Source organism: Rhizobium sp. Leaf262, from assembly GCF_001422245.1.
Lineage (GTDB): Bacteria > Pseudomonadota > Alphaproteobacteria > Rhizobiales > Rhizobiaceae > Agrobacterium.
In genome coordinates this window covers 283,607-297,946 of record NZ_LMMM01000018.1, presented here as the reverse complement: position 1 = coordinate 297,946, position 14,340 = coordinate 283,607, and the positions used below count along the sequence as shown (strand labels likewise).

Sequence of the window (14,340 nt, the reverse complement as noted above, 5' to 3'; positions counted from 1 at the left end):
CACACGCTTGTTTCTCGCGCATTCGAATATAAAACTGTGGCGTTTCGAATTGTCGAAGCAGGATAGCTGAAAAGGAAAACAGGCTCGTGGATTCTATAATCCCTCTTTTGTCCGACCCCGCTGCGTGGGTGGCGCTCGTCACCCTCATCGTCATGGAGGTCGTGCTTGGCATCGACAACCTGATTTTCATCTCCATTCTGACCAACAAGCTGCCCGAGCATCAGCGTGAGAAAGCAAGACGCATCGGTATCGGCTTAGCTCTCATCATGCGTCTGGGCCTGCTGGGCACCGTCGCCTGGATCGTCCAGCTGACCGAACCCGTCTTCGAACTCTTCGGCCACGGCTTCTCGTGGAAGGATATGATTCTGATCGGTGGTGGTCTCTTCCTCGTGTGGAAGGCGACCAAGGAAATCCACCACAATGTGGACCCCGAAGATCACAAGGAAGACATGGTCGGCACCGCCGTTGCCAGCTTCTCATCCGCCATCGCGCAGATTCTGCTGCTCGACCTCGTCTTTTCGCTCGACAGCATCATCACCGCCGTCGGTATGACCCCGCACGTCCCGATCATGGTCGTCGCCGTCGTCTTTGCCGTCACCGTCATGCTGCTGGCCGCCAACCCGCTGGCCAACTTCATCGAAAAGAACCCGACCGTCGTCATGCTGGCGCTGGCGTTCCTGCTGATGATCGGCACGACGCTGATCGCCGAAGGCATGGGCTTCCATGTTCCAAAGGGCTACGTCTATGCCGCCATGGCGTTTTCCGCCCTGGTGGAAGTGCTCAACATGGTGTCGCGCAATGCACGCCGGAAGAAGAAGGGCACTGTGCACTGAGCGCGGTAGCACCGTTTACGACTAGGCAAAGGCTCGCTTCACCGCGGGCCTTTTTTCCAGAACATGGCGGTAAACGATGAGATATTTGTCGCATGTGACCTTTTGCGCCCTGCTGGTCTTGTTTATCGGCGCCGCATTTTGGGGAAAGCTTCACGTGCCCCAGCCGGTTGCGGACACCCGCACCGAAGCGGCCGTTCCGGACACATGGACCTTCAGCGGTGAAAACGGCAGACATGCCGAAATTTCGATGCCCATTCTACAGCGGTTTCACTATCCCGGTGATGTGGCATTTTGCGCCAAGGCTGGCGAACTGCTGACGAACAGGGCGGAGGGGGCGGTTACAATCGGATTTTGTGAAAAGCACGAGACGCTTTCGCCTCTGGAAAGATCGGCGACGTTGGCAGAGACGGTTTCTCAACTGCCGCTTCTGGTGATGACGAATGATGACCCGGAAAACCAGTCCGTGCAGGAGGACGCCGTCGCGATGGGGCTTGCAGCCCTGCGCGAAGCACTCGAAGCCGCGCCACGCAATGCGCCGCAGGCGGCGCTTTCCGTTCTCGACCAGTACTGGGTTGCCAGCCTCGCCAAACACCCGGAGCGCTATTACAGTCCCGCTTTCCTGTTCAAGGATGCTTTCACAACCGAAGTCGTGCAGGCGCGGATGGCTTTGTGCCGATTGGTCGACGATCCCAACTGCATGATAAATGCGGCTCGCAATGCCAGTGGTGCGGTGGAAGCCGTTGGGCGCTGGTCATCGGATATCAGCAAGCTGATGTTGAGCATCGAACTGACACAGATAGCGCATGATCGGGATACGACCGGCGAGCCTTATTCTGAAATTTACTATGCGCAGGGTCTGGCCGGCAGTTACGGCTATGCGTCTGAAATTGTCGAGGGTGATGAAAAGCTGACCTATCTGCGTCGTGGTGTTGCTGCACTCGAAGAGGCCGAGAAACGCTACAAGGACAAGGTGGATGCAGACGCACAGCAATCCCTGACCGCAAGCCTCGGGTCGATCTATGGTCGTGTTGCCTTTATTTCCCGTGACAGGGCCGACGTGGAAAAGGCGCTTCGGTTCGACCAGATGGCGGCAGACAAACAGAAGGAACTCGACGGCGAGGTCAGCTGGGAAACGCTTTCCAATCTGGGCGATTCCCATATGTTGCGCGGTGAGGTGTTCGACACGGAAGACGATCTTCGCAAAGGCCTAGACATTCAGCAGCAGGCTCTGGCAAAAGCCACATCGGATGATTCCGAAGCTGGTAAGAACTACGTGAACATGAAACTTGCGGTGAGCTTCCTGCGCTATGGCGAGTTCGACGGCACGCAGCTGACTAAGGAACAGCGCATCGAGATGCTCAGAAAAGGTAAGGACCTGGCCGACAGGATGCTTTCCGTTTTTCTGGAGACGGGCACGACGACGTATCAGACCGTCGTCACCAACGCGGCGCGCCGGGCCGATGCCAAACTCGTATCGCTGGAATGGCAACCCGCGCCGCCGCCACAAAAACCCTAAAAACCTTGACGCTCACCTCAGAATATGTGCTAAGGCCAATTCATTCCGAGATTGAAGCAATCGCCCCTTTTGGCGCGTATTTTCATTGAGCAGGCCCTAATGACCACTTCCGGCGTCCGCGTCCGTATTGCACCTTCCCCCACTGGCGAGCCGCATGTCGGCACCGCCTATATCGCGCTTTTCAACTACCTGTTTGCGAAAAAACACGGTGGCGAGTTCATTTTGCGCATCGAAGATACCGATGCCAATCGCTCTACGCGCGAATATGAAGACAAGGTGCTGGAAGCGCTGAAATGGACCGGCCTTACATGGTCGGAAGGCCCTGACGTTGGCGGCCCCTACGGCCCCTACCGCCAGTCCGACCGCAAGGATATGTACCAGCCATTTGCCGACGAGCTGCTGGAAAAAGGCCACGCCTTCCGCTGTTTCTGCACGGCCGAGCGTCTGACGGAAATGCGCGAAGCGCAGCGCGCCGCTGGCAAGCCGCCGAAATATGATGGTCTTTGTCTGCATCTGAAGGCAGAGGAAGTCACCTCCCGTATGCAAGCCGGTGAAGCCACCGTCGTACGGATGAAAATCCCGACCGAAGGCTCCTGCGATTTCACCGATGGTGTTTACGGCGATGTTTCGATCCCTTGGGACAGCGTCGACATGCAGGTTCTGATGAAGGCCGATGGCATGCCGACCTATCACATGGCAAACGTCATCGACGACCATCTGATGAAGATCACCCATGTGGCGCGCGGCGAAGAATGGCTCGCATCCGTTCCGAAGCACATTCTGCTGTATCGCTATTTCGGTTGGGACCAGCCGACATTCATGCATCTCTCCTTGATGCGCAATGCCGACAAGTCCAAGCTGTCGAAACGCAAGAACCCGACATCGATCTCCTACTACTCCGTCCTCGGCTATCTGCCGGAAGCGCTGATGAACTTCCTCGGCCTGTTCTTCATCCAGATCGGCGAAGGCGAAGAGCTTTTGACCATGGATGAGCTGGCGGGCAAGTTCGACCCGGAAGCGCTGTCCAAGGCCGGTGCTATCTTCGACATTCAGAAGCTGGATTGGCTGAACGGTCGCTGGCTGCGTGAAAAGCTGACCCAGGACGAGTTCATTGCCCGCACGCTGGAATGGGCGATGGAAAATGCACGTCTGACGGAAGGTTTGAAGCTTTCGCAAAGCCGTATTTCCAAGCTGGGCGATCTGCCGAACCTCGCTGGCTTCCTGCTGTCGAGCGATGTAGGCCTGACGCCCGCATCCTTCGCCGGGCTGAAGAGCAAGCCGGAAGAAATCCACGAAATCCTGACCACGGTTGCCGCCGATCTGGAAAAAATGCCAGACTGGACGCTGGAATCCATCGAAGCGGAATTGCGCGATGTGGCAGAGCGTACCGGCAAGAAGCTGCGCGTGGTGACGCCGCCGCTGTTTGTTGCGATGTCCGGTTCTTCGCGGTCGCTGCCGTTGTTTGACTCGATGGCCGTGCTGGGCCGTTCCGTGGTGCGTCAGCGGTTGAAGGTGGCGATTGCGGTTGCGGCGACGATGGTTGGCGCTGGAAGTTGATGTTTGCCGGGGAGGGTCTCACACCCACCCCTCATTCCTGTGCTTGTCACAGGAATCCAGCCACGGCGCGTCTGCGCCGTGAAAGAACGAATGAGAGTCTCCCGCGCCCGAAGACTTGGGCGCACTGGATTCCTGTGACAAGCACAGGAATGAGGGAGATACGGATCCAATGGCCGCCGCGGCAATGCCGCAACAGGAATTGACACGATGACCGACAAGACACCCGAAACGACCGCTCTTTCCTCCGACGTAACCGAAGTGCGCCGCCAGAAACTGGCGATGCTGCGCGAGAAGGTTGGCGACGTCTATCCCGCCCATTTTCACCGCACGCTGACCAACGCCGAGCTGGCGGAAAAATATGCCGAGATCGAGTCTGATGTCGAAACCGGCGATACGGTGACGGTTGCGGGTCGTGTCTACTCCAACCGCAATTCCGGCATGTTCATGGATATCCATGACGCCTCCGGCAAGGTTCAGATTTTCAGCCACAAGGATACGACGCCGGAAGCGGCCCGCGAGATGCTGCCGATGATCGATATCGGCGACATCATCGGCGTGACAGGCAAGGTGCGTCGCACCAAGCGTGGCGAACTGACGATCAATGCCGAAGAAATCACCATGCTGACCAAGTCTCTGCTGCCGATGCCGGAGAAGTGGAGCGGGATTTCCGATATCGAAATCCGTTATCGCAAGCGCCATCTGGATATTCTCTCTAACGAGGAATCCAAGCTGCGCTTCCAGCAGCGCTCCAAGATCATCTCCGGCATTCGCCGTTTCATGGAAAACGAAGCCTTCCTCGAAGTCGAAACACCGATGTTGCAGACCGTCTATGGCGGTGCGACGGCTGATCCGTTCAAGACCTTCCACAACACGCTGAAGCAGGACATGTATCTGCGCATTGCGCCGGAACTGTTTTTGAAGCGCACGCTGGTGTCGGGCCTGTCGGACAAGGTGTTCGAAATCAACCGTAACTTCCGCAATGAAGGTGTTTCCACCCGGCACAATCCAGAATTCACCATGATGGAATGCTACTGGGCCTATGCCGACTATGAAGACATCATGGGTCTCGTGGAACGCCTATTTGAAACGCTGGCCATTGCCATCCATGGCACGACCGAGCTTGAGTTCCAGGGCAAGACGATTTCCTTCAAGGGTCCGTTCAAGCGCGTGCCGATGCCGGATGCGGTGAAGGAAGCGACAGGCATCGACTTCCTTGCCATCAAGACCGACGAGGAAGCTCGCGCTGCCGCCACGGCCGCCGGTTTCGAAGTCGAGAAGGACTGGACTTGGGGTGAATGCCTAGCCTTCATCTTTGAAGAAAAGGTCGAGGGCACACTGATCCAGCCAAGCCACGTCACGCATTTCCCGAAGGATATCTCGCCGTTTGCCAAGGAAGTGCCGGGCGAGCCGCGTCTGGTCGAACGTTTTGAAAGCTATTGCAACGCTTGGGAAGTGGGCAACGCGTTCTCCGAGCTGAACGACCCGGAAGAGCAGCGCAAGCGCATGGTCGAACAGCTGGAACAGGCCCATGCCCGCGGCGAAAAGGACAAGCAGCTGGACGACGAATTCCTCGACGCCATTGACCAGGGCATGCCGCCCGCCGGTGGCCTCGGCATCGGCGTCGACCGTTTGATCATGCTGTTGACCAACGCACCGTCGATCCGCGACGTCATTCTATTTCCGGCGCGTCGTCAGAAGGCGGATTGAGTTTTACGAATAGATACGAAAGCCGGGAGCAGAGATGCCCCGGCTTTTTTTGTTTGGGTGGGGTGGGCGCAACCAAATACCGTCACCCTCGGGCTTGTCCCGAGGGTCTAATCACGGTCCTGCGGAGGAGACGTGGCAGATCCTCGGGTCAAGCCCGAGGATGACGGAGGCGGGTGTGGCCCGGTCGCGAATTACCGCAGCGCTGCACAGCAACACCCGGAACCGTAAACTGCCCCGCTACCGCCCGATATGCTTCTCACCACGCTGCTTCGCTAGATCGATCTGCTTCTGGCGATTGCGGAAACGCTGGCGGTCTTCTTCGGTGCGGTCGTCGTAGCAGCTGGGGCAGGAAACGCCTTCCTCGAACTTCGGGGATAGACGAACTTCTGGCGTAATCGGGTTGCGGCAGGCGTGGCAGAGTTTGTGGTCGCCTTCGGCAAGGCCATGAACGACCGACACGCGCTCATCGAACACGAAGCAGGCGCCTTCCCACAGGCTTTCTTCCTCTGGAACTTCTTCCAGATATTTCAGAATGCCGCCCTTGAGGTGGTAGACCTCATCGAAGCCCTGTTCCTTCATGAAGGCGGTGGCCTTTTCGCAGCGGATGCCGCCGGTGCAATACATGGCGATCTTCGGCTTGTTGTGCAGGCCGGGATTGTTCTGCACCCAGCCCGGAAACTCGCGAAACGTCTTGGTCTGCGGATCGACCGCGCCCTTGAAGACGCCGATGGCGGTTTCGTAATCGTTGCGGGTGTCGATAAGAATGGTGTCGGGGTCGGAAATCAGCGCGTTCCAATCCTTCGGATCGACATAGGTGCCGACGATCTGGTTCGGATCGATGTCAGGCACGCCCATGGTGACGATTTCCTGCTTCAGCTTCACCTTCATACGCACGAAGGGCATCTTGGAAGCGCGGCTTTCCTTGTGCTCGATGCTAGCAAATTCCGGCTGGGCGCGCAGATAGGCAAGCACGTTGGCAATGCCCGCATCTGTTCCGGCAATGGTGCCGTTGATGCCTTCAGCCGCCAGAAGCAGCGTGCCCTTCACGCCATTTTGCTGGCAGAGCGTGAACAGCGGCTCGCGCACGCTTTCGAACCGCGGAAAGCGGGCGAAATGGTAAAGCGCTGCCACGAGGAACTCTCCGGTGGCTTCCGGACGGGGTAGGGTAGAGGTGTCGGTCATGGCGGCTGAAATACAGCCAGACGGGCGTTTAGGCAATCTTATTTCGCTTGAATGCGGGCCTTGCCGTGAAGTTTTGAATTTTGTCAAAACCGCCACAGGGCCTAGCTGGCAGCGTCTTTCCACAAAAGCCCGATGATTTTGCTTTCGCTTTTGGCGGATTCGGCAAACACATGGTCGGCCAGATCGAGACATTCCTGACGCAGTGCCTGCTGACGGTGGATAATCGCCTCCAGCACCAGGGCAAGCGTGTTGCCATCGGCGAAACGCTCCGCCTCGTGGTCGGCGGTGGCGGCAAGGACCGAGAGGTCATGTTCATGGCCCAGCAGATCGACCAGCCGTTTGGCATCGATCTTCTTGGCGCGTAGGGCCGATGGCCAGAGCCGCCGCATCAGCGCCAGATGGATCCAGTAAACCTGTCCGCTTTTGCGCAGATCATGGAAATCCTCATCATGAGCTTGCGCGTGACATTGACTGAGCGCCTCGAGTGCCTTCCTGCGCTGCTTGCGCCATGTCTGCTTCACCAGCTTTTCAGCGGTCTTTTGGGATGTCGGCAAGGACAGATGCGTCAGGGCGTGCTTGCCTTTTTCGCATTCCATCAAAGCGTCTCGGATACGGGCGGGCAGGTCGCCATCGTCACCGGTCATCGCGTCGCGGCGGTTTGCAAGAGCGTCATGGGCAGAGGCGAGCGCCTGGCTTTCGGCGTCCGAACGGCTGAATTGCTGGAGGTAATGGATGCTTTCCACCAGAGCGGCGGCCTCGCGGGCCTGCGACAGCGAGCGGGCAATATCGCGAAAGCGGTCATTTTCAGCCTTGCGAAACGCCGGTTCTTCGCTTTCCACGAAGCGGTAAAGGGCGCGCAGCCGCTTGAACTTCTTGCGCGCCTCATGCACCGCCTTGTGCGGACCATCTGGCTGCTGCGACAGGGCCGCCATGGCATCGTCGATCAGTTCATTGCCGATCCGCTGCAACTCGTCGCTAAAGGGCTTTTTCGGATCAATCCTGAATGACATGGCATAGCTCGGTGCTGAGATCGTCTGTCGCAAGATATTGGTTGGAATATCGACGGTCGCCGGTGACTTCAGGGCCCAGCCATTTCGGTAAGGCTGGCTGGTCGGTCTCGGCAGCCAATTCTACCTCGGCAACCGTCAGGCCGCGATAGATGCCGTCGAACACGTCGATTTCCCACACGAAGCCTTCATGCTCCACGGTGTAGCGGATTTTTTCGATGATGAAGCCGGGGGCTGTGGTCAAAAGCTCTTCGGCGTCGGAAACGGGAATGTCATATTCATATTCGTCGCGTACGAGGCTGCCGACGCCGATCTTGATGGTCAGGGTCGCGGCATCGTCGCCTTTGATGCGCACGCGCACGGAACGGTCTTCCAGTGAGACGATGTAGCCCTGGCGAAAGCGCGTACGCGTCGCGATTTCCTCGCGCCAGCTCTCATCTGCCACCAGAAACTTACGTTCGATTTCTTTTGCCATTCAACAACCTGCCCGATTTGCAGGCACCCTAGCGCAAGCCACTGTCATGAAAAAGCAATGAAACTGAAATATTTCGTTTTGCCTCGACAGGTCAGGCTTTGCGCGGTAATTGATGCGCCATTCAATCGATTCAAAAGAGGAGACACCGCCATGGCCCAGGATTCCGAAAAGCTGCTTTCCATCCTGAAACTTCAGCCGGTGGTGCCTGTCCTTATCGTGGAGGATGTTGCCTCTGCCGTGCCGCTGGCCCGCGCGCTGGTGGAAGGTGGTCTGAAGGCCATCGAAATCACCATGCGCACGCCTGTTGCGCTCGACGCCATCCGCGCTGTTGCTGACGAGGTCGAAGGCGCGCATGTGGGTGCGGGCACCATTCTCAACGCCAAGGATTTCGAAGCGGCTGCCAAGGCTGGCTCTACCTTCATCGTCAGCCCCGGTATCAACAAAAGCGTGCTGGAAGCGGCCAAGGGTTCGAAGGTTCCGCTTCTGCCGGGTGCGGCAACCGCCAGCGAAGTCATGCATCTGCGCGACAAGGGCTACAAGGTTCTGAAATTCTTCCCTGCCGAACAGGCCGGTGGTGCGCCCTACCTCAAGGCGCTGTCTTCGCCGATTGCCGATGTCGTGTTCTGCCCAACCGGTAGTGTTTCGCTGAAAAACGCCAGGGATTATCTGTCTCTGCCAAACGTCGTTTGCGTTGGCGGTTCCTGGGTTGCGCCGAAGGAATTGATCGCAGCGGGTGACTGGGCGGGCATTACCAAGCTTGCTGCCGAAGCGGCAGCGTTGCGCGGCTGAGTGCGAGCGTTCACGACGGCGTGAACGCTGCGGCCATTTGTATTCGCATCCGGACTTCCTATCTCCTGTTTCACGATTGATTGACACAGGAGATTTGAATGTTCGACGCGAAAAAGCTTCTAGACCAGTTTTTGGGTTCGCAGGTGCCGGGCCTGTCGGGAAGCGTGCGGGACCGAGCCGGACAGGCCACCGAAATCGCGAAGAACAATCCGATGAAGGCAGGCGCCATTGCCGCTGCCATTTTCGGCACGAAGACTGGCCGCAAGCTGGCGGGTAACGCCGCAGCGGTGGGTGGCATTGCCGCTATCGCCGGTCTCGGTTACCTCGCCTACAAGAACTATCAGTCCGGCAAGACGCCGCAAACGGCACCGCAGCCGCAGCCGACACAGGAATTGCTGCCGCCGCCAACAGACTCGCCGTTTCATCCTCAGTCGGAAACGCTTTCCAACAATTTTGCGCTGACACTGGTGCAGGCCATGATTGCCGCCGCCAAGGCAGACGGCCATATCGATGAGGCCGAGCGCGCCCGCATCATGGAAAAGGTGCAGGTGTCCGAGCTTGATAGCGAAGCGGGCGCCTTCATCGAGAAAGAGTTGGCCGACCCGCTGGATGTCGACGCGCTGGTGGCCGCTGCCAAGACGGAAGAGCAGAAGGTTGAGCTTTACACCGCCTCCCGCCTGACCATTGAGCCGGACAGCCGCGCCGAGCGTGGGTATCTGGATCTGCTGGCTGGTCGTCTCGGCCTGCCGGATGCGCTGGTGGAGCATATCGAGGCAACGGTTTCGGCTGCGAAGGTGTAACCGGGTTAGATCGTTGGCAGCGGTGGGTGTGGCTCACCCCCCTCTGTCCTGCCGGACATCTCCCCCTCAGGTGGGGAGATCGACTCGCGGAGAGATCTCGCCCATATTCAACGCTGCGGATAGAGCTGGGTTCTAGCGCCCTGCCGATCTCCCCCCTTGAGGGGGAGATGCCCGGCAGGGCAGAGGGGGTAAGCCACACCCACCGCCACCCAATCCTCTGTTGTCTTTCCCCACCGCCTACCGTAAGTCTTCCCGTCATTTTATGAGAAAAAGAATGCGCGATCTCAGTCAGTTCAAAGGATGTCCAGCCCCGCAGCCCGTGACCCTGGAGGGGCGGTTCGTGACGGCTGTGCCGTTTGATCGGGAGCAGCATCTGGAAAAGCTGTGGAACGCGCTGGGTGGTCTTGGTATCAATGATCTGCTCAAATATTTCCCGCAGGATGGCTTTCTCAACTCGCAGGCCTTTGGCGACTGGATCGAAGGGGCGCAGAGTGCTTTTGGCTGGGTGACCCTGGTTTTTATCGAAAACGCCACCGGTGACGTGGTCGGTATGGCGAGCTATATGCGGCCGGACCCGAAGAACGGTGTGGTCGAGGTCGGCTCGGTGGCGCATGGGGTAAAGATGAAGCGCTCGCCGCTGGCCACCGAAGCGCATTATCTTATGGCTCGACATGTGTTCGACAATCTGGGTTACCGCCGTTACGAGTGGAAATGCCACAATGAAAACGAGGACTCCAAGGCAACCGCCAAGCGCTATGGATTCGTGTTCGAAGGCGTGTTTCGTCAGCATATGATCTCGAAAGGTGCCAATCGTGATACGGCATGGTTTTCGATGATAGATGGCGAGTGGCCACTGATCCGTCAGGCATTCGAGACGTGGCTGTCGCCCGACAATTTCGATGCAGACGGCGTTCAGAAGCGGAAGCTCGAAGACATTCGCGCAGGAATAACGGCATGACCGGTAAAAGCTCATCCTCCGCCATTGCAGCCGCCGCCATCCTGATTGGCTTCGGCCTGTTGTTCTTCATCATGCCGAAGATCACTTTGTGGCTGGCAGAACACTATTCCGTCTGGGTTGCCGCCGTCTTCGACGTCGTCGCCGTTCTGGCGTTCTTCCTGATCTTCTGGCTGAGGGCGCGCTATCAAAGGCGTGGAAACTAGGAGCGCCCGCGTTTTAGAAAGGATATCCATGGCTTTTCTCAAGTTCCTGACCGGCCTGTTCGGTTCGAAACAAGACGATGGACGGCTCGAAACGGGCGCGCTTCCAGCCGAACCGACCGCGGAAGAAGAAGAGCAATGGGACGAACATTTCTTCGAGGAAACCTGCCGCAAGCGTGACCGGTTCTGGGCCGAGGTGGGCGAAGTCGAGACCGATGTACTGGCGCACTTGATCAGCCCGTCCTTCACAGGCGGCCCGGACTGGCCAACGACACGTCAGGCCTATCGCGTCGTGCGCCGCAAGGATACGACCATCATTGCCACGGACGGCTTGTCCGACCCGTTCCGGGGTGTGGCCGGCGGTGAGAACGGTTTCGAGCTGGAGCTTTTCATCGAGACGCCCGATATCGATCCCGCGCATGCCGGGCAGGCGGGTGACATCAGCAGCATCGGCAAAAGCTGGGCCTTCGAAGTTCTTCAGAATGTCGCAGGCACGGTGGCTGGTGCAGGCGGCATCAACGAGCAGCTGGACCGCTACACCGTTCTGTCGGTCGAAGTGCCGGGGGTCAGCCAGTCGCATGCGGTGCAGACGCAGGTGCCCAAGCGCTTCATTACCGACGATGATTGTATCGGGGTTCTGATCGGTGCCCCAAATCCGGATTTTCAGACCGAGATTGCCGATATGCCTCTGTCCCCTGTCAGGATCGTGCCGATTACGATCATCACCGCCGCCGAGCTCGACCATATTCGCGCCAATGGCGCGGCGGAGCGGATGGAGCTTGTCGAAAAGCTGACTGCTAGTGGTGTGGGCAATGTCAGCGCGTTTACGCGACCGAACGTGCTGTAATCACTTGCACGGCTTCGGGCGTTTTCTATACGACCTGTGGGGGCGGTCCGTCCCGATGGGGTTTCGGATGGCCGATCATGCCGTAAGCTTCAGGCCGATGATGATGGCCGCTGCAATGGCCAAACCTGAGCAGGTCCAACCAATCAGACCTTTCAAGCCGTATCTTTGACTGGCATGAAAAGAAATGAAAACGCTTCTGGCCAGCCAGAGACCTATGGCGATGGTAACAGCTACGAGGGTCCAGTAGCCGATCAGGAAGAGCGTTGCGATCAAAAGCAGGATGGCGGCGAGGATAAAGATTCCGGTCTCTGCCCGCTGATATTCTTCATCTGTCCGGTCACCCCGGAAGCGGCGCTCGATCACGGAAAGGCCGACTTCCAATGCTGCCGTGATTTTGGTCAGCCAAGGTCCAGCTTTGGCTGCGACCATCAGGCGATCAACGGCCATGCCGATAATGAAAGCCGCCGTCAGCGATGCAGCGATCATCAGCCAAACCTTTGCAAGCGCATGGACTGATGCGCCCATATCGAAAATAGCTGTGCCAAGGACAAAGCCCAGAGCAGCACAGGCTATTGCGCAGAGCGTGTAACCTGCTTTCTTCGCCGAAAATGTCTCATCCAACGACGACATCCTGCACTCCTGTTCGCGCCGGAGTGCAACCTAAAGCGTTGGATGTCGATATTGTAGTAAAAAACCGTCGCTCACGCCTGCAAAGAGGCGCCCAGCAAGCCGAGCCCCATCAGAAGTACGAAAAGCGCCCCGGCAATTTCGATGCCGTGGGTGACACGAGAGGCTTTGGTGCTGCCGGGCCCCGCAAGCCGGACGGCGACGTCTTTGGCCTTGACGGCGAGAACCGCCAGCAGCGAAACGGTGATGGCGGTGCCGAGCGACATGGCAACGACCGAGAAGACACCACCCATCAGCAGCCCGTTCAGCACAGAGAAACTCATGACGATGATGGCACCGGAGCAGGGGCGAAGGCCGACAGCGATAATGGCCGACCACGCTTCCGTGAGGTTGAAGTTTCGCGACTGGAAAAGCGAGGGGTCGGGGGTGTGGGCTTTGCCGCAGGCATCGCAAATATCGCCGTTGCCGCTTTGCGCGTGGTCTGCAAAGACCGGTTTTCCCTGAAAACGCAAACCTGTGCCCATGCCGGTGCGGGGGGCGGGCGTGTCGCTCATGCCGCGTTGCGAGGTGATGTCGTTGCCGCCAAAGACCATGGCTGTGGCGGGCGCGACAGCGCCGGTGACCAGCGGCGTACGTGCCGGGGTTTCGCGCAGGAGGCTCCATATCTTGCGAAACAGCAACCATGCGCCGAAGATCGCGACCATGGCAAAGCTTGCAATTTCCATTGCCTGGGTGGCCTTGGTCATGGTGATGGAGGTGCCGCGCAGCACCAGGTAGGCGGCACCCACGAGTGCGATCGCCACCGCGCCTTGCAGCAGAGCCGAAATGAAGGAGATAAGAATGCCGCGCTTCAACTGCGTTTCATTGGCGATCATGTAGGATGAAATCACCGCCTTGCCGTGACCGGGACCGGCAGCGTGGAAAACGCCATAGGCAAAGGAGAGGCCAATCAGCGAACTCAGTGCCCACGGGTCTTCACGCATCGCTCTCAGCGCACCGGTCAGCGACCTGTAGAAGCTTTGCTGGTGAACGTTGATCCATTGAAAAAGCGGTGCGAGCGGGCCGCCGATGGAAATGGACGGTTCCGCCGAGCCGATGCCGAGAGGAGACTGGGCATGGGCCAAAGTTGCGGCCGCAAGGACAATTCCAAGCGCCAGAAATGTGCGTCGCAACTTTTTCAACACGTCAGCTCCAGTCGTGTGGCGAACAGTTTGGTCATGTCGGTGCCGGTCGGATCGTTGAAGAAGGCGTCCGTCAGGCTGCTCTGGTTCTGGGCGATGATCTCGTCTGGGTTAGGGCGCACGACCTTGTGCTTGCAGGCGGCCAGATGCGGGCCTTTCACGACGATATCGCTATCCTTGGCGAAATCGATGGCGGTGTACATGGTCGGGTCCCAGGCGCCGAAGCTCAGCGTGCCCTTGATCGGCAGCGGCTTTTGCGGCTTTACCGAAAAGAACATCAGGATCTGATTGTCCTTGTAATCGACGTGGATTGCATCCGGCTTGCCGAAATCGACCGCTTTTCCATTGAGTGTGATGAAGGTGTAGTAGGAAAACTCAGCCAGTGATTCATGCACCGTGTTGCCGATATCGGCCAACTCTTCCTTGTCCAGCTTCGCGTCGCTGTTTTTGTCGTAGTCCAGCACGACGCTTGCCGAAAACATTTCGTCGAAGCGCCAGATGTTGCGGACTTCCTGGACATTGCCGTTCGGTCCCTCGATGATTTCCATCCGGGCCTCGGCAAAAATGTGTGGATGTGCCATGGCGCTCAACGGCACAAGACAGGTTGACAGGCATGCAGCCACGGCGAGATTGACGTTTTTCATGGATGCCTGTCTGTTTC

The 14,340-nt window shown here is 58.2% G+C and carries 15 protein-coding genes; 9 read left to right on the top strand and 6 right to left on the bottom strand.

Features of this window, described 5'->3' with window-relative positions:
• The first annotated feature begins 86 nt into the window (after positions 1-86).
• The 4 genes from ASF29_RS18875 to lysS all read left to right on the top strand — a co-directional run bounded on the left by ASF29_RS18875 (position 87) and on the right by lysS (position 5,613).
• Positions 87-833, top strand: a complete 747-nt coding sequence (locus tag ASF29_RS18875; protein ID WP_062452186.1) for a TerC family protein — start codon at positions 87-89, stop codon at positions 831-833.
• 154 nt (positions 834-987) lie between these two features.
• On the top strand, positions 988-2,349 hold the full coding sequence (locus tag ASF29_RS18870) for a hypothetical protein (RefSeq protein ID WP_156462733.1): 1,362 nt from the start codon (positions 988-990) through the stop codon (positions 2,347-2,349).
• A gap of 99 nt (positions 2,350-2,448) precedes the next feature.
• Positions 2,449-3,906: a glutamate--tRNA ligase gene (gltX, locus tag ASF29_RS18865; protein ID WP_062452184.1), complete on the top strand. Its 1,458-nt coding sequence runs from the start codon at positions 2,449-2,451 to the stop codon at positions 3,904-3,906.
• Between the two features lie 207 nt (positions 3,907-4,113).
• Positions 4,114-5,613 (top strand): lysine--tRNA ligase, encoded by a 1,500-nt coding sequence (lysS, locus tag ASF29_RS18860; RefSeq protein WP_062452183.1) that lies wholly within the window; start codon positions 4,114-4,116, stop codon positions 5,611-5,613.
• Between the two features lie 237 nt (positions 5,614-5,850).
• Here the strand turns inward: lysS and ASF29_RS18855 are convergent, their stop codons facing one another.
• The 3 genes from ASF29_RS18855 to ASF29_RS18845 form a co-directional block, all read right to left on the bottom strand.
• Positions 5,851-6,795, bottom strand: a complete 945-nt coding sequence (locus ASF29_RS18855; protein ID WP_062452182.1) for a rhodanese-related sulfurtransferase — start codon at positions 6,793-6,795, stop codon at positions 5,851-5,853.
• 101 nt (positions 6,796-6,896) lie between these two features.
• Positions 6,897-7,805 carry a CHAD domain-containing protein gene (locus ASF29_RS18850; RefSeq protein WP_062452181.1) on the bottom strand — a complete coding sequence of 303 codons (909 nt, stop codon included), beginning with the start codon at positions 7,803-7,805 and terminating at the stop codon, positions 6,897-6,899.
• Positions 7,789-8,277 carry a CYTH domain-containing protein gene (locus ASF29_RS18845; RefSeq protein WP_062452180.1) on the bottom strand — a complete coding sequence of 163 codons (489 nt, stop codon included), beginning with the start codon at positions 8,275-8,277 and terminating at the stop codon, positions 7,789-7,791. The genes ASF29_RS18850 and ASF29_RS18845 overlap by 17 nt, the downstream gene beginning before the upstream one ends.
• Positions 8,278-8,427: 150 nt before the next feature.
• Here ASF29_RS18845 and ASF29_RS18840 point away from each other — a divergent pair, with 150 nt between their 5' ends.
• From ASF29_RS18840 to ASF29_RS18820, 5 genes are all read left to right on the top strand, one after another.
• Positions 8,428-9,066, top strand: coding sequence for a 2-dehydro-3-deoxy-phosphogluconate aldolase (locus tag ASF29_RS18840; RefSeq protein ID WP_062452409.1), 639 nt, complete (start codon positions 8,428-8,430; stop codon positions 9,064-9,066).
• 98 nt (positions 9,067-9,164) lie between these two features.
• Positions 9,165-9,866, top strand: coding sequence for a tellurite resistance TerB family protein (locus ASF29_RS18835; RefSeq protein WP_062452179.1), 702 nt, complete (start codon positions 9,165-9,167; stop codon positions 9,864-9,866).
• Positions 9,867-10,140: 274 nt separating this feature from the next.
• Entirely contained in the window at positions 10,141-10,824 is a 684-nt protein-coding gene (locus tag ASF29_RS18830; RefSeq protein ID WP_062452178.1) for a GNAT family protein, read from the top strand.
• Entirely contained in the window at positions 10,821-11,027 is a 207-nt protein-coding gene (locus ASF29_RS18825; protein WP_062452177.1) for a hypothetical protein, read from the top strand. The genes ASF29_RS18830 and ASF29_RS18825 overlap by 4 nt, the downstream gene beginning before the upstream one ends.
• Before the next feature lie 28 nt (positions 11,028-11,055).
• Positions 11,056-11,871 carry a suppressor of fused domain protein gene (locus ASF29_RS18820; RefSeq protein ID WP_062452176.1) on the top strand — a complete coding sequence of 272 codons (816 nt, stop codon included), beginning with the start codon at positions 11,056-11,058 and terminating at the stop codon, positions 11,869-11,871.
• 75 nt (positions 11,872-11,946) lie between these two features.
• On the opposite strand, the gene ASF29_RS18815 is transcribed toward ASF29_RS18820, so the two are convergent.
• The 3 genes from ASF29_RS18815 to ASF29_RS18805 all read right to left on the bottom strand — a co-directional run bounded on the left by ASF29_RS18815 (position 11,947) and on the right by ASF29_RS18805 (position 14,323).
• Positions 11,947-12,501 (bottom strand): hypothetical protein, encoded by a 555-nt coding sequence (locus ASF29_RS18815; RefSeq protein ID WP_062452175.1) that lies wholly within the window; start codon positions 12,499-12,501, stop codon positions 11,947-11,949.
• Positions 12,502-12,572: 71 nt separating this feature from the next.
• Positions 12,573-13,679 (bottom strand): nickel/cobalt transporter, encoded by a 1,107-nt coding sequence (locus tag ASF29_RS18810; RefSeq protein WP_062452174.1) that lies wholly within the window; start codon positions 13,677-13,679, stop codon positions 12,573-12,575.
• Complete coding sequence (locus ASF29_RS18805) at positions 13,676-14,323, bottom strand: DUF1007 family protein (protein ID WP_062452173.1); 648 nt, start codon at positions 14,321-14,323, stop codon at positions 13,676-13,678. The genes ASF29_RS18810 and ASF29_RS18805 overlap by 4 nt, the downstream gene beginning before the upstream one ends.
• Between the last annotated feature and the right edge of the window lie 17 nt (positions 14,324-14,340).